This window comes from Pseudomonas sp. ICBG1301 (assembly GCF_016918385.1).
GTDB classification, from domain to species: Bacteria; Pseudomonadota; Gammaproteobacteria; order Pseudomonadales; family Pseudomonadaceae; genus Aquipseudomonas; species Aquipseudomonas palleroniana.
In genome coordinates this window covers 20,665-45,884 of the sequence record NZ_JAEKGB010000017.1, presented here as the reverse complement: position 1 = coordinate 45,884, position 25,220 = coordinate 20,665, and the positions used below count along the sequence as shown (strand labels likewise).

The following is a 25,220-nucleotide window of genomic DNA, read 5'->3' as shown; positions in this document are numbered from 1 at the left end:
CGCAGCCGCCCCAGACAGGGACGCCAGGGTGTTTCAGAAAGACCGAGGTGCCTGGTTTTGGGGCGGCTGCGCCACCCAGCGCGGGGCGAGCCCGCTCACTACAGAGTCTTACTACAACAATAAAAGGACGCACCACTATGAAGTCATTCAAACGCACTCTTCTTGCCTCGGCCCTGGCCTTGCTCGCCCTGCCGGTGATGGCTGATTCCGCTCACCCGAAAATCGGCTTTTCCATCGACGACCTGCGTCTGGAACGCTGGTCCCGCGACCGCGACTACTTTGTGGCGGCAGCCGAAAAGCTCGATGCCAAAGTGTTTGTACAGTCGGCTGATGCCAACGAGCAGAAGCAGATTTCCCAGATCGAAAACCTGATCTCCCGTGGTGTCGATGTGATCGTCATCGTGCCGTTCAACGCGACCGTACTCACCAACGCCGTCGCCGAAGCCAAGAAGGCCGGGATCAAGGTGGTGTCCTATGATCGCCTGATCCTCAATGCCGATATCGACGCGTACATCTCCTTCGATAACGAAAAAGTCGGCGAGATGCAGGCCGGCGGCGTGCTGCAAGCGGCGCCCAAGGGCAATTACTTCCTGCTCGGCGGCGCCCCCACCGACAACAACGCCAAGGTGCTGCGCGAAGGCCAAATGAAGGTGCTGCAACCGGCCATCGACAAGGGTGATATCAAGATTGTCGGCCAGCAGTGGGTCAAGGAATGGAACCCTACCGAAGCCCTCAGCATCGTCGAAAACGCCCTGACGCGTAACGACAACAAGATCGACGCCATCGTCGCTTCCAACGACGCCACCGCCGGTGGTGCAATCCAGGCCCTGGCCGCACAGAAGCTGGCCGGCAAGGTGCCGATCTCGGGGCAGGATGCTGACCTGGCCGCCGTGAAGCGCGTGCTCGACGGCACCCAGACCATGACCGTGTACAAGCCGCTCAAGCTGATCGCCACCGAGGCGGCCAAACTCTCGGTACAACTGGCGCGCAATGAAAAACCTAGCTACAGCTCGCAATACGACAACGGCAGCAAAAAGGTCGACACCATCCTGCTCACGCCCACCCCGCTGACCAAGGCCAATATCGATCTGTTGGAGAAGGACGGGTTCTATACCAAGGCACAGATTGCCGGGCAATGATGGTCATGTCCGACTACCTGTTGCAAATGCGCGGCATCGTCAAGACCTTTGGCGGTGTGCCCGCCCTGAACGGTATCGATATCAACGTGCGGCCGGGGGAATGTGTCGGCCTGTGCGGTGAGAACGGCGCCGGTAAATCCACCTTGATGAAGGTGCTGTCGGCGGTCTATCCGCACGGCACCTGGGAGGGTGAAATCCTCTGGGATGGGCAACCGCTCAAGGCCCAGTCCATCAGCGAAACCGAGGCTGCCGGCATCGTCATCATTCACCAGGAGCTGACCCTGGTGCCTGACCTGTCGGTGGCTGAGAACATCTTCATGGGCCACGAGCTGACTTTGCCCGGCGGGCGCATGAACTACCCGGCCATGCTCCACCGCGCCGAAGCCTTGATGCGCGAGCTCAAGGTACCGGACATGAACGTGGCGTTGCCGGTGTCGCAATACGGCGGCGGTTACCAGCAATTGGTGGAAATTGCCAAGGCCCTGAACAAACAGGCACGCCTGTTGATCCTCGATGAGCCCTCCTCGGCCCTGACCCGTTCGGAAATCGAGGTACTGCTGGATATCATCCGAGACCTCAAGGCCAAGGGCGTGGCCTGCGTGTACATCTCCCACAAGCTCGATGAAGTGGCGGCCGTGTGCGACACCATCGCCGTGATCCGCGACGGCAAACACATCGCGACCACCGCCATGGCCGACATGGATATCCCGCAGATCATCACCCAGATGGTCGGCCGCGAGATGAACAACCTCTACCCCACCGAACCCCACGCGGTGGGCGAAGTGATTTTCGAAGCACGCAACGTCACCTGTTATGACGTCGACAACCCCAAGCGCAAACGCGTTGACGATATTTCCTTTGTGCTCAGGCGCGGGGAAATCCTCGGCATCGCCGGGCTGGTGGGCGCCGGACGCACGGAACTGGTATCGGCGCTGTTCGGCGCCTACCCCGGCCGCTACAGCGGCGAAGTGTGGCTGGACGGCGTGCCGGTCGACACGCGCACGCCGCTCAAGTCGATCCGCGCAGGGCTGTGCATGGTGCCCGAAGACCGTAAGCGCCAAGGCATTATTCCGGATTTCGGGGTGGGCCAGAACATCACCCTGACCGTGCTGGAAACCTACTCGCGCCTGACGCGCATCGACGCCGAAGCCGAGTTGGGCAGCATCGAGCAACAGATCGCCCGCCTGCACCTCAAGACGGCCAGCCCGTCGCTGTCGATCACCAGCCTGTCCGGTGGCAATCAGCAAAAAGCCGTGCTGGCGAAGATGTTGATGGCCAAGCCCAAGGTGCTGATCCTCGATGAGCCCACACGCGGCGTGGACGTGGGCGCCAAGTACGAGATCTACAAGCTGATGGGCGCGCTGGCGGCCGAAGGCGTGTCGATCATCATGGTTTCCTCGGAACTGGCCGAAGTGCTGGGCGTGTCCAACCGCGTGCTGGTGATCGGCGACGGCCAACTGCGTGGCGACTTTATCAATGAAGACCTCACCCAGGAACAGGTGCTCGCCGCCGCGCTCAGCCAAAACCATCATGATCGGAAGACCGCGTAGATGAATCAGGTCAAACACCTTTTTACCCGCTATAAAATGCTGGCCCTGGTCATCGCCGTGGCGTTTATCTGGCTGTTTTTCAGCTGGCAGACCGAAGGCGGCTTCGTGACGCCGCGCAACCTGTCGAACCTGCTGCGGCAGATGTCGATCACCGGAATCCTGGCCTGCGGCATGGTGCTGGTGATCATCAGCGGCGAGATCGATTTGTCGGTGGGCTCGTTGCTCGGGCTGCTGGGCGGGCTCGCGGCGATCCTGGACGTGGTGTACCACATTCCGCTGCTGGCCAACCTGAGCCTGGTGGCGTTGTGCGGGCTGATGATCGGCTTGGCCAACGGCTACATGACGGCTTACCTGCGTATCCCGTCGTTTATCGTCGGTTTGGGCGGGATGCTGGCGTTTCGCGGGATTCTGCTGGGGATTACCGGCGGTACCACCATCGCACCGGTATCGCCGTCACTGGTGTACGTGGGCCAGGGCTATTTACCGCATACGGTAGGAGTCGGCCTGGGCGTGCTGCTGTTTGCGCTGACCGTGTTTCTCACCTGGAAGCAGCGGCGCAACCGCGCCTTGCATGGCCTGGCGGCGCACTCGCGAGTGCGTGATGGGTTGCGCGTGGGGGTGATCGGCGTGGTGTTGGCCGGGTTCGTCACCACCCTCAACAGCTACGACGGCATCCCGGTGCCGGTGTTGTTATTGCTGGTGCTGCTCGGCGTGTTCAGCTACGTCACCAGCCAGACCGTGTTCGGTCGTCGCGTCTACGCGGTGGGCAGCAACATGGAAGCCACACGCCTGTCGGGTATCAACGTACAGGCGGTGAAGCTATGGATCTTCGGCATCATGGGTGTGATGTGCGCCCTCGCCGGCCTGGTCAACACCGCCCGCCTCGCGGCCGGCTCGCCGTCGGCGGGCAACATGGGTGAACTCGACGCCATTGCTGCGTGCTTTATCGGTGGCACGTCCATGCGCGGCGGTTCGGGCACGGTGTATGGCGCGTTGCTCGGGGCGTTGGTGATTACCAGCCTGGACAACGGTATGTCGATGCTGGATGTGGACAGTTACTGGCAGATGATTGTGAAGGGCAGCATTCTGGTGCTGGCGGTGTGGGTGGATGTGAGTACGCGGGCTGGGCGGCGCTGAACCCGCCACGCTCATTCCCACTGAACGTGGGAATGAGCGTGGCTATGCGTCCGTGCCGAAAGCGTACGACGTCAATAAATCTGGGCGCCATTGTAGATATTGTAGAGATGGTCAGGGACCTCGGAAGGCGACGAAAAATAGACGAACAACTTTCCACCGTGTTCCTGGACAGCCAATACTTTGATGGGTTGGCCCGCGCCGATCGCGACATGATCCTTCAAGAAACTGGTTGATACGTTCTTCTTTGGTATGGACTCATCAAAGACATAGACGACCTGCTGAGTCCCCTCCCCTTTACCTTTTGCCACGCCTTTCGCCCAGCCTTCCCACTCCACTGAATTGTGCACGGTCGCCGAGGCGGACTGTACCCCAGGATCCTGGAAGACTTTGCCTACGCCATTTTTAAGCCGGCTTGCACCCTCTGGGGTGACGAACGCCGAACGATACGCCTTGCCCTCATAGGGCTTTAATTGATCAAACTCACGCAAAAACGCTTCAAGTTCCGGCGTACGCCGATTCGCACGCAGGGGCTGATTGACGAAGTCTGAGCCTGCGCGAGTATAAGTACCCACATGCTCAAAATCATCAGCATTACTTTCTCCGACAAGTTTAGTGAGGGTCTTGGTGAACTCGTCCTTCTGCTGCTCGGAGAGCGCGCCCCCTGACTGCTTGTGTTTTTCCACAACGCCAGCCAGTTCCTTACGGGCATCTCTATATTTTTGCGAAAAAACCTCTGATATTTTCCCGCCGCCCTCGACGCCTCTTCTCTTCCAGACACCTGCGTCATCAGGCTTGGCAATTTTTCCGCTACTGACTAACTGCGTAGGGTCATCCGGTTTGGCGATGCGTAACACATAGTGGACGCCATCGCCGGCATCAGGTTTTTCGGAAACAAAATACTTCACACCATTCAGCTCAATCGGCCTGACACCCGGTTGACTGCGGGGCAACGGCACGGCGGCAGCCTTGAACTGCTCAATGCCCTGAGAGGCTTTTTTGGAAGCATTGGGTGCCCATTTCAAACCCTGTACGCCGCCTTCCCATTTAACCCCGGCAACCCCAGGCTTTAAGCTGTAACTCGCAAAATTTACCGACGGCTTCAAGAACTTCGGGAGGATGGGTTTGACCCATCGGACAACCCCCCTCGTCAAGCCAGCGGCGGCTTGTTCAACAGGCGTAAACAGTGAAAGCAGATCTATCCATATTTGCGCGATGCCTTCGAGTGGGCGGCCGGCAACTATTGCCTCGACACCGTGCCAAAAAGGCACGAAACCTTTAAGGATTTCACGACGTTTCTCCCTGTCGGCCTTGAATGCCTGATAGTTTTCTCTGTCCTCTTTCTCGGCTTCAGTCACGCGCTCCGGATCCTCTTTTGCCCTCTCCAGCAAATCCAGATCCTTCATAAAAAACAGTTTTTCCGACACCGTCGTGCCGATCTGGCCGGTTCGCTCCACGAACTTTGCCTGATAGGTTGGCTTTCCGGCGCTGCCTTGCGCAGAGGCCGGAAAGGTCGCTAGCGGTTCCAACGTATAAAGCTGGGCGGAAAACGGCGTATTGTCCGATCGGGCGCCCACTGGCCGATCAGCTTTCGCCTCATAGCGCTGCCCTTGAATGCTGGGTTTTGGCCACGCGGTGAATGCGTTCGCATAACTGCCGTCGGGTAAACGTTGTTTTCCGATGACACTGTGGCCCTGAAAGACACCGACGTAATCGTCCCGCTTAACCACGGTCCCCCGTTCAGGGTTGACTTCATAGACCTTCGTCTTTCCTTCGTGAACCGCTTTAATCAAGAACGTAGTGCGCTCGGGCTCGCCGCCCTCTCCGGGTGACTTCATCGCATACACACCGACGTCACCGTGCGCTATGGCGATTTGATCCGCCGGGGGCAGCGTTGAGAGAGCGTATTGGATTATCGTGCCGTAGGCGGCTTTCTTGTTCGCCAGATCGGCTTTGAAGTCTTCGCCGAATTTTTGGTCATCGTAGATAGCCACCGGGTATTTTTTATTATCCGGATCGGCATGGCCTTTGATGGGCGATACCTGTTGCGTCCCAAGGAAATAATCCTTCCTCATTGGCATGGGGCTAGAGAGGCTAGCGATGGCACCCGCCATCTTTTCAAGATGCTGATCCAATGCGGCAAGGGCTTTTTGAATGTCCGCCTGCGAAAATTCGGTTTTATCTTCAAGAATGCCGTTGGCAACGGCCCACTCCAGCGCGGGGCCAATGCGCGTCGACTCAATCAATAGCGCCTGTTCGGGTGTCACCGCCATAGCACTCATTTTGCCGGGCAAGGCGATCAGTTCATCCTGGGTCATCCGCTTCGAAGAGCCCGGCTCGATGGCTTCGGCCAGGTTGACACCGTGCTGATAACTCACCCAACTCACAGAGCTTTTGCTGAGTTCCGATGGCGCATTATTTTTGCCCGCATGGGCCGATAAGTCGCCAGTGACCTGAGGCGGTCTGGCGGCTGAGGGGCCTGATGCGGATTTGGGCGCCTCACTGTTGCCCGCTGCGTCAGAATCCGAAGATCGTTTGGTACGACTGCTCGCTGTTTCTGCGCCCCCTTCAAGGTTTCTGGCCCAATGGCGATCAGTAGGAAATGCAAGAATATTGGTGGTCATTATTCATCATCATGCGAGTGGAATGTTCTCTCGACCACGGTAGGAAACACGGCGGTAGATTTGTCCACCCTGTGTGGTACTGAGGTAAGAAATTGTTCCATTGCACGATGGATGCCTGAATGCGACCAAACTTGTGGGAGGGGGCTTGCTCCCGATAGGCCGCGCAGCGGCCTCAAAAATGGGCCTGCTACGCAGTCCATCGGGGGCAAGCCCCCTCCCACAGTTTCCCGGCGGTGTTCTTCAGGTCGTTACTTGGACACCGGCATGGCGAATTCGGCGCCTTGTTCGATGCTCTCCGACCAACGCTGCATGATCGACTTCTGCTTGGTGTAGAAGCGCACACCCTCCGTGCCGTAGGCATGCATGTCGCCAAACAGGCTCTTCTTCCAGCCGCCAAACCCGTGCCAAGCCATGGGCACGGGGATCGGTACGTTGATGCCGACCATGCCGACTTCGATACGCCGGGCAAACTCGCGGGCAATGTGGCCGTCGCGGGTAAAGCAGCTGACGCCGTTGCCGAACTCGTGGTCGTTGACCAGTTTGATCGCTTCGGCGAAGTCGTTGACGCGCACGCAGGCCAGTACCGGACCGAAGATTTCTTCGCGGTAGATGCTCATGTCCCGGGTCACGTGGTCGAACAGCGTGGCGCCGAGCCAGAAGCCGTGTTCCAGGCCGGCCTCGGACGGCACGTAACCCCGCCCGTCGAGCAGCAATTGCGCACCGGCTTGCACGCCCTGTTCGATGTAGCCACTGATACGCTCCAGCGCGGCACGGGACACGATCGGGCCCATTTCGGCTTTCAAGTCCCGGCCATCGGTGATGCGCAGTTGCTTGGCCCGTTCGGTCAAGGCGGCGATGACTTTGTCACCCACATCGCCTACCAGCACGGCGACGGAAATGGCCATGCAACGCTCGCCGGCACTGCCGTAAGCGGCGCCCATCAGTGCGTCGACGGTTTTCTCGATATCCGCGTCGGGCATTACCACCATGTGGTTTTTCGCGCCGCCCAGCCCTTGCACGCGCTTGCCGTGACGGGCGCCGCTTTCGTAGATGTACTGGGCGATCGGCGTGGAGCCGACGAAACTCACGGCCTTGACGTCCGGGTGTTCGATCAGCGCATCCACTGCTTCCTTGTCGCCCTGCACCACGTTGAACACGCCTTTGGGCAGGCCGGCTTCGCGCAGCAGTTCGGCCATGAACAGCGAGGCGCTCGGGTCGGTCGGGCTCGGCTTGAGGATGAAGGTGTTGCCCGCCGCAATGGCGATCGGGTACATCCACATCGGCACCATTACCGGGAAATTGAACGGCGTCACGCCCGCCACCACGCCCAGTGGCTGGCGCATCGTCCAGTTGTCCATGCCACGGGACACCTGGTCGGAGTGCTCGCCCTTGAGCAGGTTGGGAATACCGCAAGCGAACTCAAGAATGTCGATACCACGGTCGACTTCACCCTGGGCATCGGTGAAGACCTTGCCATGTTCGGCGACGATGATGCGCGCCAGGTCATCCTTGCGCTCACGCAGCAGGTGCAGGAACTCGAACAACACGCGGGCACGGCGGATCGGCGGTGTGTCGGCCCAACCGGCGAACGCAGCCTGGGCAGCGGCGACGGCTTCGGACACGGTCTGGCGACTGGCCAGGGCGACGCGGCCGGTCTTTTCGCCAGTGGCCGGGTTGAAGACGTCCTGATAGCGATCATCGCGGCTCACGCGCTGGTCGTTGATGTAGTGCTCGAGGGTGGTGGTCATGGCAGAGGCTCCCTGGTGGATGGCAATGGAAGCCACGATAGGCTTTCGCTTTGTTCCCAACCAGAGCAGAATTCAGAACTTATTGTCCATACAAGCGAACAATAGCAGCATGGAAAAAGCCGAGATCGAGGGGTTGTGGACCCATATTCACTGGCTGTCGGTGCTGGAGGAGCAAGGCACCTACACCGCCGCCGCGGCGCGCCTGGGCGTGAGCAAGTCCGCCGTCAGCCAGCGCATCTCGGACCTGGAGAAAGCCACCGGTACACGGTTGGTCACCCGCACCACACGCAGCGTGCGACTGACCGATGCGGGGCAATCCTTGACCCGCGAAGTACGCAGCGCCTATGCCCAAATCGCGCGCAGTTTCTCTTCGGTACGCGACTCGGCCGGGGAGATTCGCGGCCTGGTGCGCCTCACCGCGCCGGTGGCCTTTGCCCGGCAACAGTTGGTGCCGCATCTGTCGGAGTTCTTGCAACTCTACCCGCAGGTGCGCATTCAACTGGATGTTTCCGATACCTTGAGTTCGCTGGCGGCCGAGGGCTACGACCTGGCGGTGCGCCACGGTTTCCAGGTGCCGGAAACCCATGTGGCGTGGAAGCTGTGCGACACCGCTTCAGTGCTGGTGGCGACCCGCGAATACTTGCAACGCCACGGCGAGCCGTGCGAACCCGGCGACCTCACTGCGCATAATTGCCTGTTCTATCCACGCGGGGCCGACCAACCGGCCTGGACCTTCGAACGCCACGCCGAGCGTATCACCGTGCCCATCGCCGGTAGCTTTGCCACCAACAACAGCGAAGCCCTGCGCGACTCGGCGCTCAACCACCTGGGTATCGCCCTGCTTCCGGATTTCAGTGCCCACGCCGCATTGGCCAGCGGCACGCTGGTGAAGGTGCTCAAGGGTTGGACACTCAAAGGGGTATTTGCCGATGAGATCTACTTGATCCGCCCCTACTCGCCCCATGTACCCAAGTCGGTCAGTACGTTAGTTGGCTATCTAAAGAACAAGTTATCAGCGGGGTTTCGTTTCATTGGATAAACAACAAGCACATTAAGCGGAATCATTCTCGACAAACCGCTTTTTAATAAGAAACCATATAGCCAGCGGCAATAATCCTCATAACAAACACTTCAACTATGTGGGCTCATAACAAGTTATTGACGCCCGCTGAATTTCAATACAACTAATTGTATTGAATATAAAAATCTTGCCCATACCGCCTACGTTACAGCCGTTGTGACTCGACGTACTTGCAAAAAAACCACAACCGTCTAGGTTCATGAATACCGTGAAGGCCAACCGCCATTGTTCATTCAGCCAGCCATTCTGGCGAGGGATTCTATTGCTCTGAAACAAGACCCGACGCTGCTCTAAATACAGACACGGAACTTAAGTCTTAATACTCAGAAGGGATGCTTTGATGAAACGCAGCCAGCCGTATCGTGCGTTCTTGAAAAAGGGGCCAGCCCAACATTTCTGGCTGTCATTGTTTGGCTTTTGCGTGTTGGTCATCGCCAGCTTCCTGTTGTTCGAGCAACAGATCCAGGCCTTCCTGCTTCACCTCAACCTGTACCAACCTTCCACGCCCGGTGTGGCACTCAACCTGGCCCTGCTGCTGATTACCCTGCTCGCGCTGGATGTGCTGCTGCCCGTACCCTCGAGCGTGGTTGCGCTGCTGGCGGTTGCCATGCTCGGCAGCCTGGGCGGCTACCTGGTGATTTTTATCGGCTTGTGCCTGGGTGCCGGGTTGGGCTACGCGTTGGGCGCCGGCTACTTTCGGTTGTTATCCGGTCGTCTTGGCCTGCATCAGCGTCGCCCGGGGCACTTGGCGTATCGGCTGAACACGCTGTCGTTGATTTGCCTGCGCGGGGTGCCGGTGCTGGCGGAAACTTCGGTGGTGGCCGCCGGAATGCAGCGTTACCCGCTGCGCGCGTTTCTGTTGATTACCACGCTGGCCAATGCGGGCCTGGCGTTGGCCTATACCGCCATCGGCACGTTCCTGATCGAGCAGAATGCACTGCTGGTGACGATCCTTGCCAGCATGCTGCTACCGCTGCTGTTCGTGGCGGGGTACAGCCTGTTCAAGACCTTGCGTAAACCCGCTGCCGAACAAGCGTTGCGTGGCTGCTTCAGCGTCAGCTATGACTACCCGGTGGTGTTCACCGACCACCTGTTCGACCCACGCAACCCTTGCCTGCATCAACAACTCAGCGCACCGCACAACGGGCCAGTGACGGTGCTGATATTTGCCGACGCACAACTGCTGCACAGCGCGCCTCAGCTGCGGGAGCAGATCGACGCGTATTTCGCCGCCCACACCGACCTGCACCTGCAAACGGCGCCCATCGCCGTGCCGGCCGGCGAACTGAGCAAAAACACCCAAGTCCTGGAGCAGCTCTACAGCGACATGCTGCAGCACCATCTGGACCGGCATTGCTACGTACTGGCCCTGGGCGGCGGTGCGGTGCTGGACGCGGTGGGCTACGCCTGCGCGACCTTTCATCGCGGCATCCGTCTGGTGCGCGTCCCCAGCACGGTACTGGCGCAGAACGACGCCGGTATCGGGGTGAAAAATGGCATCAATGCCTTCGGTCAGAAGAACCTGCTGGGCGCGTTCTATCCCGCTACAGCGGTGCTCAACGACTTCCAATTGCTCACCAGCCTGACCCACCGCGACCAGATCGCCGGGCTGGCCGAAGCGGTCAAGGTGGCGCTGATCAAGGACTCGGTGTTTTTCGAGTGGATGGAGCAGCATGCCGACGCCCTCGCGCGCTTTGATCACCCGACCAGCCGCTACGCCATTCGCCGTTGCGCCGAACTGCACCTGGGGCATATCACCGGCGCCGGGGACCCGTTCGAACGCGGTAATGGCCGCCCACTGGACTACGGGCATTGGGCCGCGCACAAGCTGGAAAACCTCAGCCAGCACCGCCTGCGTCATGGTGAAGCCGTCGCCGTGGGTATGGCTCTGGACGGTCTGTACGCCAATGCCGTGGGGTTGTTGAGCGCTAGCGACACGCAACGGCTGATGAACCTGCTGCACACCCTGGGCTTCAACCTGTGCCCGCCGGAACTGAAGATGAAAGATGCCCAGGGCCGCTCCCAGGTGTTGCTCGGCCTGGAGGAGTTCCGTCAGCACCTGGGCGGGCAGCTGTCGATCCCCATGCTTCTTTGCATCGGAGAGTCGGTAGACCTGCATGCCATCGATGACGCACAAATGGAACAGGCGCTGCAACGGTTGGCGAACCGCGGCGACCTGGCGCTGCCACTGAGTTACGCGCAATGAGCCAGGCCAACCTGAAAACCTGGTTGACCCTGGGTCGCGTGTCCAACCTGCCCACGGTGTGGACCAACACGCTGGCTGCCGCCCTGCTCGCCAGCAGCGCCGGAGCGTTGGCGCCGCCGTCGTCGCTGGTCTGGGGGTTGCTGCTGAGCACGCTGTCGCTGTTGTACCTGGCCGGCATGCTGTTGAACGACTGGCTGGACGCCGACTGGGATCAACAACACCACAACCCGCGCCCCATCACCCTGGGCCTGGCCAGCCGGCAGCAAGTGGGCCTGGCCACGGCGCTGCTGCTGATCCTCGCCGCCATGGCCGTGCTGGGCCTGAGCCGCCTGATCGATCAGCCCCACTGGCTGCTTGGCGGCGTGGGGCTGCTGCTGGCCTGCATCTTCGGCTACAACCTGCTGCACAAAAAATACGCCCACAGCGTATGGCTGATGGGAGCGTGCCGCTCGGCGCTGTACCTCACGGCGGCAGCCAGCCTCGCACTGCCGCCGGAGCCGATCTGGCTGTGCGCAATGCTGCTGGGCGTGTACATCAGCGGCCTGACTTACCTGGCTCGCCAGGAACACCGCAACCAACTGGTCAGCCGTCTGCCGCTGTTGCTGATGCTCAGCCCGCTGGCTTTGGCGATCTACTCCAACAACCTGTGGTTCTGGCCGGTGCTGCTGCTCTGGCTGGGTTGGTTGGGCCTGCACTACCGCAGGCACCTGGCCAACCCGCAACAACGTCAGGTGCGCGCTTTTATCGGCGCAGGCCTGGCGGCGTTGCCGCTGTTCGATGGGCTGGTGTTGGCCGTGGCCGACCAGCCGTTGGGCAGTCTGCTGTGTGTGCTGGTGTTTTTGCTGCTTCCCCACTTTCAGCGTTGGATCAAGCCGACATGAACATGCGCCAGGATCGCCTTATCGAACTGCGCCAAGTCCTAAGCCAGCGACTGCACGACAGCCAAGCGCTGTGGTGGTGCCAGGCGCAGGCCGCGCTCGCGCAACAACCGGACGCCACCACGGCGGCATTGTTGAGCAGCCAGTGCAAGCGTCACTTGACGGCCCCTGAGGTCGACCTGGCGCGTGCACTGCTGCTGGGCCAGGTGCTGGAAACCGCCGCCATTGCCGAACATTTAACCCTGCTACGCCAGTGGTTCCTGTGGGGCGACGATCAGGAAAAAATCGCCCTGCTCGGTGCCCTCGACTGGCTCGACAGCAACGGTCAGTGCCTGGCGCTGGCCTTGCAGGCCGGACGCACCAGCAACCCGCAGGTGTTTGCCGCCCTGGCCCTCGACAACGCCTACCCATCACGCCATTACCCCGAGCGGGCCTTTCACCAGCTTGTACTCAAGGCACTCGGCATGGGCCTGGACGTCGGGCGTGTGGTCGGCCTCAAGCAACGGCATAGCACCACGTTCAATCAGTTGGCCCTGGACCTGATGCAAGAGCAACAGGCCGCGGGCCGTCCCATATCGCCCGGCCTGCCCGAGGTGATCGCCTTCCACCTGCTGGACCCGGAACAACGCCGACACCTGCCACCGCAGTGGCACCCGTACCTGAACTGAGACTTTCCCTGAAGAGGATTCACTATGCCCACCTACTTCGATCCGCATATCCATATGGTCAGCCGCACCACTGACGACTACCAGAACATGGCCGCCGCCGGGATTACCGGGGTGATCGAGCCGGCGTTCTGGCAGGGCCAGGCACGCACCAGCGTCGGCAGTTTCATCGACTACTTCGACACCTTGCTCGGCTGGGAACGCTTTCGCGCCAGCATGTTCGGCATCCATCATTTCTGCACCATTGGCCTGAACCCCAAGGAGGCCAATGACCTGTCCGTGGCCAATGAGGTGCTGGAGATATTGCCGCGTTACCTGGTGAAAGACGGTGTGGTGGCCGTCGGTGAAATCGGCTACGACGACATCACCCCCGAAGAGGACCGTTTTCTCGCCGCGCAACTGGAGCTGGCCAGGCAGTTCAACCTGCCGGTGCTGGTGCACACGCCCCACCGCGACAAGATCGGCGGCACCAAGCGCACCCTGGCGGTGATCCGCGAAGTGGGGATTGCCGAGCACCTGGTGATCATCGACCACCTCAACGAACTGACCTTGCCCCTGGTGCTCGACAGCGACTGCTGGCGCGGCCATTCCATCTACCCCAACACCAAGATGTCGGAGCAGCGCATGGTCGCCTTGCTCCAGGAATACGGCACGGAAAAAATGGTGGTCAACAGTGCCGCTGACTGGGGCATCAGCGACCCGCTGAAGGTGCCCAAGACCGGCCAGGCGATGTTGGCGGCGGGCTTCAGCCAGGCCCAGGTCGAACAGGTGCTGTTCCATAACCCGGTGGATTTCTTCGCCCAGAGCGGCCAGCTGGACAAGGCCCTGGTCAGCACACCGCTGCCCATCGACCAGCGCAAGCAATGGCAGGACAACTCGGCCCTGCGCGGCCAGGAGCCGGTGGTCAAATGAGCGACATCGGCGGTTGGACGGCCACTCAGGTCGGCTATTGCAGCAATGTGCACCCGACCCGCGACCTGGCCGGGCTCAGGGCCTCGATCGCCGAACATTTCCGGGGCGTGCGCAACCTGCGCGGGTTGGACGTGCAGGACAGTGGTTTGTGGATCTGCGCTCACGCGGCCCGGCAGTTGCAGCAACCCGCGGCGCGCCAGGAATTCCTGGCGTTGCTGCAAAGCAGTGGGTTGCGCCTGACCTCCTTGAATGGCTTCCCCTATGGCGAGTTCCATCAGGGCGCGGTGAAAGCCGAGGTCTACCTGCCCAGTTGGGCCGACCCGCAGCGGTTGGCCTACAGCCTCGACCTGGCGTACCTGCTGGCCCAGGCGTTACCGCCGGATTGCCGCCAAGGGGTGATATCCACGGTGCCGCTGGGCTATGCCGCCACCTGGAGCACGGTGCTGCAAGCGCGTGCCGACGAGCACCTCAGCCAACTCACCGCCGCACTCGCCCAATTGCACCAGGACAGCGGCAAGAAAATTGTGTTCTGCCTGGAGATGGAGCCGGACTGCGTGCTGGAAAACACCGAGCAGGCCATTGCGTTTTTCCAGCGACGGCAGGCGATGGACCCGAACCATGCCTACCTGGCCCTGTGTTTCGACGTATGCCACCAGGCGGTCATGTTCGAGGATTGTTACCAGTCCCTGGATCGGCTACGCCAGGCGGGCGTACCGGTGGGCAAGGTCCAGCTGTCCAACGCGATGATCTGCCGCCTGCCGCCGCCGCATGATCCGCGACGCGAACAGGTGCTCGACACCCTGGGCCGCTTTGCCGAAGCCACCTACCTGCACCAGGTGAAGGCTCTCGACCCACAGGGTCGACGCGTGGCCTGGGCGGACTTGCCCGCAGCCCTGGCGCAGTGCAGTGAATTTGGCGAGCTGCGCGTTCACTTCCATATCCCGCTGTTCAGCGAACGGTTGCTGCTGCCCGAACTCAGCGGCAGCCAGGAGGCGCTGGCGCAGACCTTCGACTACCTGTCCGACCACGTCGAGTTTCACCCGGTATTGGAGGTCGAGACCTACAGCTGGGGCGTGCTGCCCGCTCAACTGCGCCCCACCACCACCCTGGCCCAGCTCGAAGGCATCGTCGCCGAACTTCACTGGGTCGAGGACCAGTTGCGCCAGCGCGGCCTGTTGCACGCCTATAGCCGGGAGGCCTACGCCGATGCTTTCTGAGCAACCGCTGCTGCTGATCAACGTGGTAGGGCTGACGCCTGCGCTGCTCGGTGAGGCGACACCGCACATCAACCGGTTGCTCAAGACCGCCCAGTTGGCTCACTTGCAACCGGTATTCCCCGCCGTGACCTCGACGGTGCAGGCGTCGATCCTCACCGGCGCGCCGCCGTCGCAGCATGGCATCGTCGGCAATGGCTGGTACTTTCGCGACCAGGCCGAGGTGCGTTTCTGGCTGCAACCCAATGGGCTGATCCAGGGGGAAAAGGTCTGGCACACGCTCCAACGCGAAATCCCGGGGTTTCGCTGCAGCCAGCTGTTCTGGTGGTTCAACATGTATGCCGACGTGGACGCCGCCATCACCCCGCGCCCGCACTACCCGGCCGATGGGCGCAAACAGTTCGGCCTGTATTCGTCGCCACCCGAGCTGCATGAGCAGATCGAGCAGCAGATCGGCGAGTTCCCGTTCCCGGGGTTCTGGGGGCCGGCGGCGGGCATTGCCTCGAGCCGCTGGATCGTTGATTGCGCCATCACCGAATTCCAGATCAACCGGCCACATCTGCAACTGATCTACCTGCCCCACCTGGATTACAGCCTGCAACGCGTGGGGCCTGAGCATCCGTCGATCGCCGCCGAAGTCCGCGCCATCGACAGCCAGGTCGGGCGCCTGCTGGATTTTGCCCAGGCCCAGGGCGCCGCCGTGATGCTGCTCTCGGAATATGGAATCGATGCGGTCGAGCAATCGGTGTCGATCAACCGCATCCTGCGCAACGAAGGTCTGTTGCAGGTGCGCCAGTCCCTGGGCTGGGAACTGCTCGACCCTGGCGCCAGCCCGGCGTTTGCGGTGGCGGACCATCAAATTGCGCATATCTACGTCAAACGCGCCCAGGACATTCCTCGAGTCAAGGCCCTGCTGCAGCGCCAGCCCGGCATCGAACAGGTGCTGGATAAAGCCGAGCAACACGCCTGGCAGCTCGACCATCCGCGCAGCGGCGAACTGGTGGCCGTGGCCGCCAGCGGGTGCTGGTTCGATTACTACTACTGGCTGGACGAGCGCAAAGCACCGGACTTCGCGCGTACCGTGGACATTCACCGCAAGCCCGGCTACGACCCGGTGGAGCTGTTTGTCGACCCGGCCATTCGCTTTCCCACGCTGAAAGTGGCGCGGCGCCTGCTGCAAAAAAAACTCGGCTTTCGCTACTACATGGACCTGATCCCGCTGGACACCTCACTGGTGCGTGGCAGCCATGGTTGCCTTCCGAGCAACGCGCAGAACGGCCCGTTGCTGATCACCGATTGCGCACTGTCGTTACCGCCACGGTTGGCGGCGACGGCCGTGAAGCAACTGCTCCTGGAGCATTTCCTGGGGCGCCCACAGACCGAACCGGCCACAGCCAAGGAGCTTCCATGCGGCGAGCCTTATCTTTCACAGTCCTGAGTGCACTGGCCGGGTTGGCCCATGCCCAAGACACCAACCCCTTCGACTGCACGAACTTTTTGCAGTATGGAGGCAACCTCGATCAGACCCGGGCCACCTTCGTGCAAAGCCCCAAGACCCTGGCCTGGAACTGGTTTGCCTGCCTGAATCAGCCGGCCGCTGCACAGAGCCCGAATGTGGTATGGGAAACCTTGAAACCTTCCGACCAGGTCTACCTGCCCAATGGCGCCGCGCCCCAACCCTACAACCAGAGCGTGGCGCCGCCTGCCGCCGTACTGACCCAGGCCCAGGCGATGGGTATGAACCCGAATCGCACCTTCCACAACCTCAACGCCACCCAGCAGGTGGACGGGCTGATCCTGGAAATGGGCGGCCAGGTACCCGCCGCCGAACAAGGCCAGGCGGTGCGCTTCCAACTGCTGATGGGCGAGGACACCTTCAATTACATCGTGCAGCAGAAGGTCTACAACGTGAATGGCCAGGCCGCGCTGACCAGCGACCTTGATTTTCCCGCCACTGCCTGGGAGCTCAAAGCCGCCTGGCTGTGGATCGGCAACGACCAAAGCTACCAGCAGCAACTGGCCAATGACGGCTACTACATCGCCCAGGCCTACTACCAGCAAGGCACGCAGTATGTGGTGGGGTATGCCGCGCTGAGCGGCCTGCATGTGATCAACAAACTCAATCCCGACTGGGTGTGGACCACCTTCGAAAACCGCAATAACGGCAAGTACACCGTGACCAACGCAATCCCGCCCACGCCGATGACCAACAGCACCGGGCCGACCCCGGCGGCGCAACCGGTCAACAGCACATTCCAGGCCCAGTACCCGACACTGGCGCAGTATGAGTTGATCGGCGTGCAGTCCAAGACCACCCCGACCTTGCTCGCCAACTCCCAGTTGGAATCAGCGTTCCAGAGCGAGTCGTCGTGTTTCGCCTGCCATGGCACCGCCGCGTATTCGCCCAAGCAGGGCTACTTCAATTTCGCCCTGAACAAAGACGGCGGCATCGTCTACCCCACCGCCCCGCTACCGGACACCGACTTTGTTGGTTACCACAAACTGGATTTTGTCTGGTCGCTCAAACGCGCCCAGTGGCAACGTTAAGGAGCCTGACATGAGCGTATTGAATTTCCCGCGCATCTACCTCGGCGGCCATATGTTCTGGAACCCGCCGACCGCCAACAACAATGACATGTTCCCGCTCTACGACGCGGTGAAGATGCAGATGAACTGGCGGTTCCTGAAAGACTTCGACATCACGCCATGGAACGCTGCCAGCACTCTGCTGCCCTGGACCATAACGCCGCTGCCCCCGACCCAGGTGCCCGCCTACGTCATGCAGGTGCCGGGCAATGCCGCGAATTTGGCCGCGCCGACCATCCCCGGCGAATGGAACCTGTTCGGCGACAACGCCTGCGGCACCGTGAGCTACAACCAGACGCAATCGGTGATCACTGGCGGCGAGCTGCCGGAAGGTGGCTACGTGAGCCAGGACCCGCTGATCAACCAGAGCTTTCAGTTGCTCGGCAACTCGTTCGGCGGTGCGCCGAACTCACCGGCGCGCTTCGTCGATGTGAGCCCTTGGCAGAACACCTTCACCGCGCTGTACTTCGACAGCCTGGTGTTGGGCAATGCCCAATGTGGCCTGACGCTCAAGCGCGAGCACCGCATGCTCGACCGCTTTCTCAACTTCAACTGGGCCAACCTCGGCGGCCTGGCCTACGTCACCACCACCTGGCAAACCTGCTTCCCGAAAGAAAACCTGTCCTGGGTGCTCGGCAATTCAGCGTTGCTGCAAAACCTGCAAACCCAGATGCAACAGCAAAATGCCAAGGGGTTGATGTTCCGCTTTTCCACCTACCTGACCTGCTACGACAAGAACGGCATCCTCAACAACTACCCACCGATCGATACCCACGACGCCACGCCCGAGGCCCAGGCTAAAGTGCAGGCCATGTATCAACAGGGCCTGGACAACGTCGGCGATATTTTCTTCAACCCGGCCTACAGCCGTACGGTGGGCACCCTGGGCCTGTGGTTCGATGACGAATTTCCCACTGCCCCCGCCGGGCGGCGCCTGGTACCCGCCCAGCCGGTGCCGATCTACAAAACCTCACCGAGCGATGCCACCTCGGCGCAGCTCGGCGTGATCTCGGCCCAGGCCCATGGCAATACCTTGTCTCTGGACCTGGGCAACACCTTCCCGTTTTATCCCCTGGAGCCCAAGACCGACATCCCCGTCGCAGCCAAATACCAGGCCGGCGACTATCAAGTGGGCGTGCGCCAGGGCACGCAATTCACCCCCATCGCCAGCTTCGGCTACGACGATTACCAACAGGCGCAATTCGACCAGCGCTCGGGCATCCTCGACCTGCCGTTGACGGTCGATGCACAAAGCCTGTTGCAGACCGGTAGCCTGGAACTGCAACAACCCGGCACCACGGCCATCATCGCCGCGACCCAGCAACTGTGGACCGCCGAAGTGGTGCAGAGCGCCAGCTTCATCGATGTGGGAGACACCAAGACGCTGCAGATCATGGTGCAATTCGACGGCCAGCCGGCACCGGCCGGTACCACGCTGTGGGTTGCGCAATACAACAACGCCTACATGCTGTGCACCACCGATTACTACCTGGCATTCAGTAATGATGCGGACTTCACGCTGTTCAACAACGACCCGCAGAACCCCATCAACAACAGCCCCAACCTGCCGCAATTCATTGGGACGATACCGCTGGCCGGCCAGATCACCGAAGGCACCGGCCGCCAGCTGATGGCGACGCGCCTCGCCGTGTCCGACGATCAGACCGAGCCTGTGACCTACCGGCAATTTCTGCCGACACCGGCTTCGGTTGCCTTGAGCCCGTGTCTCACCTTTGCCAACCCGATCCCCATGCAAGGCACGCTCAAGGACCCCCTCAGCAACACCGTGCAATACAGCCTGGCCAAGGTGCAGACCGACGCCAACGGTATCGCCAACCTGACCGTCACGGCCCAGGCACCGGGGTTTCCCACGCTGCGCTTCTTTGTGCAGGAAGGTCAGCAGGCACCGACCATCCCCTTCAGCTTCCCCCTCAACCAAGCCTACACCGACTTCCTCGCGCCGTTGCGCGTGCTGCCGCTGGAACCCCAGTTGCAACAGGACTTCGTCAATGCGTGGAACCTGATTTACCAGCGCGAAGATGCCGGCCAGATCATCTGGGAGACCTTCATCTACCCCTTCATCCTGCAACCTTTTTATTACCTGTACCCGATCATGAGCAAGTACATGCCGCTCAACTCCCTGACGCGCATTGAAGGCGCCGTGGACCAGTTGATTGTGCTGATCAGCAAACCGTACCAGGAAGAAAGCACCCTGGCGATGCCGATCACCCGCGACATGCCGCAAAGCCGTCGCGCGGTGCTGGAGCTGTGGGCACAAGCCCTGGTCAAGCGCAATTACCCTCCCATACCGCTCAGCATGAGCGACTACCACTGAACCACTGACGGAACCACCGGGTGACACCTGCGTCACCCGGCACAACACAGGAGTGTGATGATGAATACCCGCCTCTTGAACCGGCTGTTGCTGCTGCTACTGCTGCTCAGCCCCGGCGCGTTTGCCGACGACGCTGCCGTGTACTTCACCAACGGCGTGCACAACACCGAAGGGTGCAATGAACAAAACGGCAACTGCATCGCCAAACGGCTTCCCGGCGAGCCGTCCGACCCATTCTTCCCGGCGCAATGGATCAGCGACTGGACGATGTACCGGGTGATGCACAACTACGAGAAGAACCCACCGCCCTACAGTAACCCGCCCTCGACCCTGCAACCTTCGGACTACACGGTATCCAAGGGCACCAGCTATTACGACACCACCTACATCCCGGCAGACGGCGACGGCTTCGGCGCGATGATGGAGCACTACGAGAAGTACTGCCTGCCGATCTTTCCGATCAAGAACAACAATTACAGCTGCTCCTTCGTGTCCCTGGGCAATAAGGCGTACTTCCTCACGTACCCGCAGGACCGCCCGAAAGACATGCCGGCCTGCTGCATGTTCTCGCCGATGAACCACCCGCCGCGCCAGGACTTCGTGCAGCACCTGCCCTACAGCGTCGAACGCAGCCAACACCTCAATGGCAGCGTGCAGGCTTACGCCCTGGACTTGCAGTCGCCGTCGGGGCCGATTCTGTTCGGCTATGCCTTCAACAAGCAGCTGACGGGCAAGCCGCCTTACCGACTGCCGCAATCGTTTTTCTTCTCGGGGGACACCAGCGTCGCCAACGCGCCCATCGTCAGCCAGAACTACACCCACTTTCGCATCGCCAAGCCCGACCCGGCCGAGACCTGGAATCAAGTGGCCGCCATGTGCCCGTCGAACCCGCCGCCTTGCCAGTTGTTCGAGCCACCGGCAGCCCAGAGCAATGGGCATAAGGCGCAGTGGAACCAGCTCATGCAGCGCAAGCCCTGACCTTCAAGGATGAACCGCCATGAAAACGCTACTGAGTGTGATGTTACTCGGGCTGGCCAGCCTGTCGGCCCAGGCCCGGGAAGCTCCCCAGCCGTCGGCACAAGCGACCCAGCTCAATTGCCGGCCGCCGACCAGCGCACCGGCCGCCGACGCCGGGCAAGGACCGTTCGATACCTACAGTTGGCAGTTGTTTATCGCCTTGAACTGGCCGGCACAAAACGGGCAGCGCGGCCAGCCCGACTGCAGCAAAGCACCGGGCGCTGCCGGTTACACCGTGTGGCAGACCTACAAGACGGTCGAAGAAATATTCCTGCCTCAGGCCGCCAACCCGGGGCCGTGGAACACCCCGCTACTCGCCAAAAGCCTGGGCATCATCAATATTGCCGCATTGAAAAACAGCTCGCAGGTCAACTCGGTTGACCAGGCGGTCGGCGGTTGGCTGATCGACCAGGCCGGTAACCCGACCTTTTACGACATTTCGGCCAACGAGATCTCCTACAACTACATTGTCAGCAACACCTTCTACAACGCCAATGTGGTGTCCAAGGCGAACAACATCGCTTTCCCCAATGGAGTCATCGAGGTCAAGTCCAGCTGGCGCATCCTCACCCCCCACGACAACGCCAGCCGCTATCTGACGATGCTCGCCCGTGTGCCCACATTCGACAGCCAGGGCCAGCGTACCGGTGTGACCGAAGCCTACCTGGGGCTGGTGGGCCTGCATGTCATCACCAAGGCGGCCGGCTATCCGCAGTGGATCTGGTCAACCTTCGAGCAGGTCGACAACCTGCCGTCTGCGCAGAGTAGCAACGGCACCTACAGCTACTTCAACCCAGACGCCAGCACTACCAACCAGTCGCCCTGCGACTGGCAAACCCACGGCACCCAGCTGGTCTGCGTGCCCAAACCGGGCATGACATTCCAAACCCCCAACCCGCTCAGCCGCGTGACCCCGATTGCCGACATCACCCAGGCCGTCAACACGACCTACCGCGCCAACACCGGGCTGCAAAACAGCCCGTTGAAGTACTACCAGCTCATCACCACCCAGCGCCCGAGCACACCGAACGACCCCGGCAACCCCTTGGGTGACCCGACCCCGGCACTGTCGGCCAACGTGACCATGGAGAGCTATATCCAGCAAAACAGCAGTTGCATGAATTGCCACTCCATGGCGACGCCGGTGAAGAGCCGCTACAAGTCCGACTTCTCCTACCTGTTCAAATTCGCCAACGCGCCGGGCAACCCATCGCCCAAGGACAAGGAATAGACCATGAGCATCCTCAACGGACCCCGACTGAATTTCTGGGGCGGCATCCGCACGGACGTCAGCCTGCCGAACAACTCCCCGACCCTGCCGCAGAACTCGGATGCCAACTGGCCGCTGTTTGACCTGACCACCTCCACCCTGGCCCCCGAGGCCGAGCTGTATAGCGACGAGCAACTGAACAACATGATCAACACGCCCAACGGCAATTACTACACCGCCGGCGGCTGGAACCACTACGGGCAACATGTGGTGAGCATGAAGAACGCGCTGATCAGTTCCCAAGGCAGCCCGGGCAATGTCGGCACCAGCGGCGACCAGGTCGGCCAGCCGGTCTACCTGCTGGGCTCCATAGACCCGGTGACCCAACAAGGACCGATTTCCGGCCCGATGATGGTGGACCTGGACCCCACGGCCTCGACCACCACCCAGATCTTCGTCGGCGGCCTGCAGATCGGCAACAACGACAACATCCAACTGTTGATTCACGCCAATGCGGTGTGCAGCAGCCTGGATGTGAAAAAACGCGTGCTGGAACCGCCCAGCATGGATGCACCGGGCTCCTTTCGGTTCAGCGGCACCTTTCAACTGACTTTCCCGTTGAGCAGTATCGTCAGCTGGAACCAGAACAGCAGCGGCCTGCGCGCGATCATCCAGGCGCCGGGGGCCACCGGGATCGTGCTGCGTTTCGTGATGTTCGAAATGTGCCCGCAGATGACCACCGCGCAATTGGTCGACGACTACGCCAACGGCCGGGATACGCCGAACCCGAGCATCGGCCGGGTCATCGGCACCCTGGCCCCGGCGTTTGCCGGTGAACCCCTCGATTGCCAGCCGGGCCGGCAACTGATCAACCAGGACACCAGGAACACGGGCTACGCGCAGTTGGCCAATGCGGCGCTGTTGAGCCTCGATATGGTCAATGTGATCCCCAAACAGACTTTCCGCGCCGTCAGGGACGACATCACCAGCCCCATCGGGCCTAACGCCAATTACGGCCCGGTCACGTTGACCGCCGGCACCACCCCCCTGATCACCCTCGACCCCAGCGCCAGCCCGCTGGTCAATTACTACGTGTACGGCGGTATCGTCGATGTGCCGTTGAACACCAGCCAGCAGCAGGCGGTAAAGGCCAGCGCCCTGGCCATCAAGGCGCCGAACCGGGTGGCCGAGACCTCACTGAACGCCATCGAGTCGGTGTACCGGGTGTATGCCGACCAGCGCAATGTGTACCTGGAGGATTACCCCAAGGGTTTGTCGATTACCCTGTATGTCAGCTACCTGGGCGGCGCGGTGCCCAACACCACCCGGATCGACCTGACGCCCGGCGCACCGGCGGTCTACGACGCCCCGCAATACTGGGATTTCCTCAACGTGCCCGCCAGCGTGACGCTGGAAGCCGGCCAGCCCAGCGTCCGCTTCCCCGTCACGCTCAAACCCGGCAGTGCCGCCCAGGCGGGTTTCGTCGCCCTGGCCTATAGCGTCAATGGCCATCCCAGCGGCGCCTACTTCACCAACCTGCGCAAATACGCGCAGACCGATTTCGGCATTCCCAAGGGCACCACGATCACCTGGGCAATGATGTATCCCAAGGTCCTGCGTTTTCACTACCTGGCCTTCCCTGCCATGTCGCGCTACGTCGCGTTGAATCAGCCTGACGCAGTCATGGGCGCCAAGGATGCCATCCTCGCGCGCACCTCGGACGTGTACAAAGGCACCACACTGTTCATGCCGGTGGTGCGCTCGATGTCGCCCTGCCAGCGGGCGCTGCTGCGGGCGTACCTCACCGGTGAACCGTGGCAGCCGCCACAGACGGAGCATCAGTCATGACCCTTCTTATACCTGCGCAGCCCGGCGAAAACCTGCGCCCCAGCACATTGATCGCCGAAAGCTTGCTCAACCCCCGCGGCCTGTGCCTGCAAGCCGATGGCAGCCTGTTGCTGGCCGAAGCCGGCTCCGGCTTGCCGGACCAGCCGTTCAGCGGTCGTATCAGCCGCCTGCGACCCGATCCCCATCAGCCCGGCGCCTACCTGCCTGGCGAGGTATTGGCCCAAGGGTTTCGCGCCATGAATATGCAGGCGCGCATGCTGCGCGATGAGATCATGGGCCTGTCGGACATCGCCTGCGGTGGCGGGCGCTGTCTGGCCAGCCAGACCGATTACGTTGGCGGCTCCAAACTGCTGGACCTGCAATACAGCCCGCCTGAGCCGGTATTCCATAGCCGGGGCAACCTGAATGCGCTGTGCTATCACCCCACCCGCAAGAGTTGGCTGGCGGTCAAGCCCGATACCAACCAACTGGTGGAGTTCAGCAGCGGCGCGGACGAGCGCGTGCTGGTGCAATTGCCCGATCTGGCGCAAGGCCAGGACGCCGTGCCCGTCACCCTGGTGTACGAAGCCCAGACCGATGCGGTGCTGATCAGCCTGTTTTCCGGTGAACTGCACGCTGATCCTGCGCGCAAAGGCATCGACTTCGCTGACCGCGCCGGCCAAGTGATTCGGGTAGACCCATCGAGTGGGCGTATCGACGTGGTGGTTCACGGCCTGCAACTGCCTACCGGCCTGGCACTCTGCCCGGACGGGCATCTACTGGTGCTGGAACTTTGCAGCCACCTGCAAGAGCCCTTGCCACCGGACTGGAGTGGCGCACCTTTGCATGGCGGTTTTACCCGTTTCAGCGGGCGGCTGCTGCGATGCGGCTTGAAGACCGGGCAGGTAGAAGTGCTGGCCCGCGGGCTGGATACACCGTCCAATGTATGCCGAGTGGACGGTGCGGTACTGGTGAGTGAAGGGATGGGGTTGACGGGGCGAGCGCTGCCTTCGCCCGACCACAGGAGCGTACCGCTGAGCGGCAGGCTGCGGCGGGTGTTGCTCTGAGTGATCAGGCGGGAGAGCGTTGCAGGA

18 protein-coding genes are annotated in these 25,220 nt (G+C 61.3%); 16 read left to right on the top strand and 2 right to left on the bottom strand.

Annotated elements, in window-relative coordinates; translation table 11 throughout:
* The first annotated feature begins 137 nt into the window (after positions 1–137).
* From xylF to JBE38_RS26845, 3 genes are read left to right on the top strand one after another with little or no spacing between them, the layout of a single operon-like run.
* Positions 138–1,139 carry a D-xylose ABC transporter substrate-binding protein gene (gene xylF, locus JBE38_RS26855; RefSeq protein WP_205345529.1) on the top strand — a complete coding sequence of 334 codons (1,002 nt, stop codon included), beginning with the start codon at positions 138–140 and terminating at the stop codon, positions 1,137–1,139.
* On the top strand, positions 1,136–2,689 hold the full coding sequence (gene xylG, locus JBE38_RS26850) for a D-xylose ABC transporter ATP-binding protein (RefSeq protein ID WP_205345528.1): 1,554 nt from the start codon (positions 1,136–1,138) through the stop codon (positions 2,687–2,689). The genes xylF and xylG overlap by 4 nt, the downstream gene beginning before the upstream one ends.
* A complete protein-coding gene (locus tag JBE38_RS26845; RefSeq protein WP_090371873.1) occupies positions 2,690–3,826 on the top strand; it encodes a sugar ABC transporter permease in 1,137 nt (378 codons plus the stop codon).
* Between the two features lie 71 nt (positions 3,827–3,897).
* Here JBE38_RS26845 and JBE38_RS26840 read toward each other — a convergent pair whose 3' ends face one another.
* Positions 3,898–6,447 carry a hypothetical protein gene (locus JBE38_RS26840; protein WP_205345527.1) on the bottom strand — a complete coding sequence of 850 codons (2,550 nt, stop codon included), beginning with the start codon at positions 6,445–6,447 and terminating at the stop codon, positions 3,898–3,900.
* 248 nt (positions 6,448–6,695) lie between these two features.
* Positions 6,696–8,195 (bottom strand): CoA-acylating methylmalonate-semialdehyde dehydrogenase, encoded by a 1,500-nt coding sequence (locus JBE38_RS26835; RefSeq protein WP_090371875.1) that lies wholly within the window; start codon positions 8,193–8,195, stop codon positions 6,696–6,698.
* Positions 8,196–8,304: 109 nt separating this feature from the next.
* On the opposite strand from JBE38_RS26835, the gene JBE38_RS26830 reads away from it, so the two are divergent.
* The 13 genes from JBE38_RS26830 (at position 8,305) to JBE38_RS26770 (ending at position 25,193) form a co-directional block, all read left to right on the top strand.
* A complete protein-coding gene (locus JBE38_RS26830; protein WP_205345526.1) occupies positions 8,305–9,234 on the top strand; it encodes a LysR family transcriptional regulator in 930 nt (309 codons plus the stop codon).
* A gap of 382 nt (positions 9,235–9,616) precedes the next feature.
* A complete protein-coding gene (locus JBE38_RS26825) occupies positions 9,617–11,482 on the top strand; it encodes a 3-dehydroquinate synthase (RefSeq protein WP_205345525.1) in 1,866 nt (621 codons plus the stop codon).
* Entirely contained in the window at positions 11,479–12,363 is an 885-nt protein-coding gene (locus JBE38_RS26820; protein ID WP_205345524.1) for a UbiA family prenyltransferase, read from the top strand. Before JBE38_RS26825 ends, JBE38_RS26820 begins: the two co-directional genes overlap by 4 nt.
* Positions 12,360–13,028, top strand: coding sequence for an EboA domain-containing protein (locus JBE38_RS26815; protein ID WP_090371885.1), 669 nt, complete (start codon positions 12,360–12,362; stop codon positions 13,026–13,028). The genes JBE38_RS26820 and JBE38_RS26815 overlap by 4 nt, the downstream gene beginning before the upstream one ends.
* A 24-nt stretch (positions 13,029–13,052) precedes the next feature.
* Positions 13,053–13,937 (top strand): TatD family hydrolase, encoded by an 885-nt coding sequence (locus JBE38_RS26810; protein ID WP_090371887.1) that lies wholly within the window; start codon positions 13,053–13,055, stop codon positions 13,935–13,937.
* Positions 13,934–15,154, top strand: a complete 1,221-nt coding sequence (eboE, locus tag JBE38_RS26805; protein WP_205345523.1) for a metabolite traffic protein EboE — start codon at positions 13,934–13,936, stop codon at positions 15,152–15,154. Before JBE38_RS26810 ends, eboE begins: the two co-directional genes overlap by 4 nt.
* Positions 15,144–16,589 carry an alkaline phosphatase family protein gene (locus JBE38_RS26800; protein WP_205345522.1) on the top strand — a complete coding sequence of 482 codons (1,446 nt, stop codon included), beginning with the start codon at positions 15,144–15,146 and terminating at the stop codon, positions 16,587–16,589. Before eboE ends, JBE38_RS26800 begins: the two co-directional genes overlap by 11 nt.
* A complete protein-coding gene (locus JBE38_RS26795; RefSeq protein ID WP_205345521.1) occupies positions 16,559–17,698 on the top strand; it encodes a hypothetical protein in 1,140 nt (379 codons plus the stop codon). Before JBE38_RS26800 ends, JBE38_RS26795 begins: the two co-directional genes overlap by 31 nt.
* A 10-nt stretch (positions 17,699–17,708) precedes the next feature.
* Entirely contained in the window at positions 17,709–20,072 is a 2,364-nt protein-coding gene (locus tag JBE38_RS26790; protein WP_205345520.1) for a hypothetical protein, read from the top strand.
* A gap of 60 nt (positions 20,073–20,132) precedes the next feature.
* Positions 20,133–21,050, top strand: a complete 918-nt coding sequence (locus JBE38_RS26785; RefSeq protein WP_090371898.1) for a hypothetical protein — start codon at positions 20,133–20,135, stop codon at positions 21,048–21,050.
* Between the two features lie 19 nt (positions 21,051–21,069).
* A complete protein-coding gene (locus tag JBE38_RS26780; protein ID WP_205345519.1) occupies positions 21,070–22,320 on the top strand; it encodes a hypothetical protein in 1,251 nt (416 codons plus the stop codon).
* 3 nt (positions 22,321–22,323) lie between these two features.
* Positions 22,324–24,147 carry a hypothetical protein gene (locus JBE38_RS26775; protein WP_205345518.1) on the top strand — a complete coding sequence of 608 codons (1,824 nt, stop codon included), beginning with the start codon at positions 22,324–22,326 and terminating at the stop codon, positions 24,145–24,147.
* Positions 24,144–25,193, top strand: a complete 1,050-nt coding sequence (locus tag JBE38_RS26770) for a hypothetical protein (protein WP_205345517.1) — start codon at positions 24,144–24,146, stop codon at positions 25,191–25,193. Before JBE38_RS26775 ends, JBE38_RS26770 begins: the two co-directional genes overlap by 4 nt.
* Positions 25,194–25,220 lie beyond the last annotated feature (27 nt).

Bases quoted from the DNA above. Each gene is read 5' to 3' on its own strand.
- xylG (WP_205345528.1), top strand. From the start codon at position 1,136: ATGATGGTCATGTCCGACTACCTGTTGCAAATGCGCGGCATCGTCAAG.
- JBE38_RS26820 (WP_205345524.1), top strand. From the start codon at position 11,479: ATGAGCCAGGCCAACCTGAAAACCTGGTTGACCCTGGGTCGCGTGTCC.
- JBE38_RS26830 (WP_205345526.1), top strand. From the start codon at position 8,305: ATGGAAAAAGCCGAGATCGAGGGGTTGTGGACCCATATTCACTGGCTG.
- JBE38_RS26835 (WP_090371875.1), bottom strand. From the start codon at position 8,195: ATGACCACCACCCTCGAGCACTACATCAACGACCAGCGCGTGAGCCGC.
- JBE38_RS26785 (WP_090371898.1), top strand. From the start codon at position 20,133: ATGAATACCCGCCTCTTGAACCGGCTGTTGCTGCTGCTACTGCTGCTC.
- eboE (WP_205345523.1), top strand. From the start codon at position 13,934: ATGAGCGACATCGGCGGTTGGACGGCCACTCAGGTCGGCTATTGCAGC.
- JBE38_RS26800 (WP_205345522.1), top strand. From the start codon at position 15,144: ATGCTTTCTGAGCAACCGCTGCTGCTGATCAACGTGGTAGGGCTGACG.
- JBE38_RS26810 (WP_090371887.1), top strand. From the start codon at position 13,053: ATGCCCACCTACTTCGATCCGCATATCCATATGGTCAGCCGCACCACT.
- JBE38_RS26815 (WP_090371885.1), top strand. From the start codon at position 12,360: ATGAACATGCGCCAGGATCGCCTTATCGAACTGCGCCAAGTCCTAAGC.
- JBE38_RS26780 (WP_205345519.1), top strand. From the start codon at position 21,070: ATGAAAACGCTACTGAGTGTGATGTTACTCGGGCTGGCCAGCCTGTCG.
- JBE38_RS26845 (WP_090371873.1), top strand. From the start codon at position 2,690: ATGAATCAGGTCAAACACCTTTTTACCCGCTATAAAATGCTGGCCCTG.
- JBE38_RS26775 (WP_205345518.1), top strand. From the start codon at position 22,324: ATGAGCATCCTCAACGGACCCCGACTGAATTTCTGGGGCGGCATCCGC.
- xylF (WP_205345529.1), top strand. From the start codon at position 138: ATGAAGTCATTCAAACGCACTCTTCTTGCCTCGGCCCTGGCCTTGCTC.
- JBE38_RS26795 (WP_205345521.1), top strand. From the start codon at position 16,559: ATGCGGCGAGCCTTATCTTTCACAGTCCTGAGTGCACTGGCCGGGTTG.
- JBE38_RS26840 (WP_205345527.1), bottom strand. From the start codon at position 6,447: ATGACCACCAATATTCTTGCATTTCCTACTGATCGCCATTGGGCCAGA.
- JBE38_RS26825 (WP_205345525.1), top strand. From the start codon at position 9,617: ATGAAACGCAGCCAGCCGTATCGTGCGTTCTTGAAAAAGGGGCCAGCC.
- JBE38_RS26790 (WP_205345520.1), top strand. From the start codon at position 17,709: ATGAGCGTATTGAATTTCCCGCGCATCTACCTCGGCGGCCATATGTTC.
- JBE38_RS26770 (WP_205345517.1), top strand. From the start codon at position 24,144: ATGACCCTTCTTATACCTGCGCAGCCCGGCGAAAACCTGCGCCCCAGC.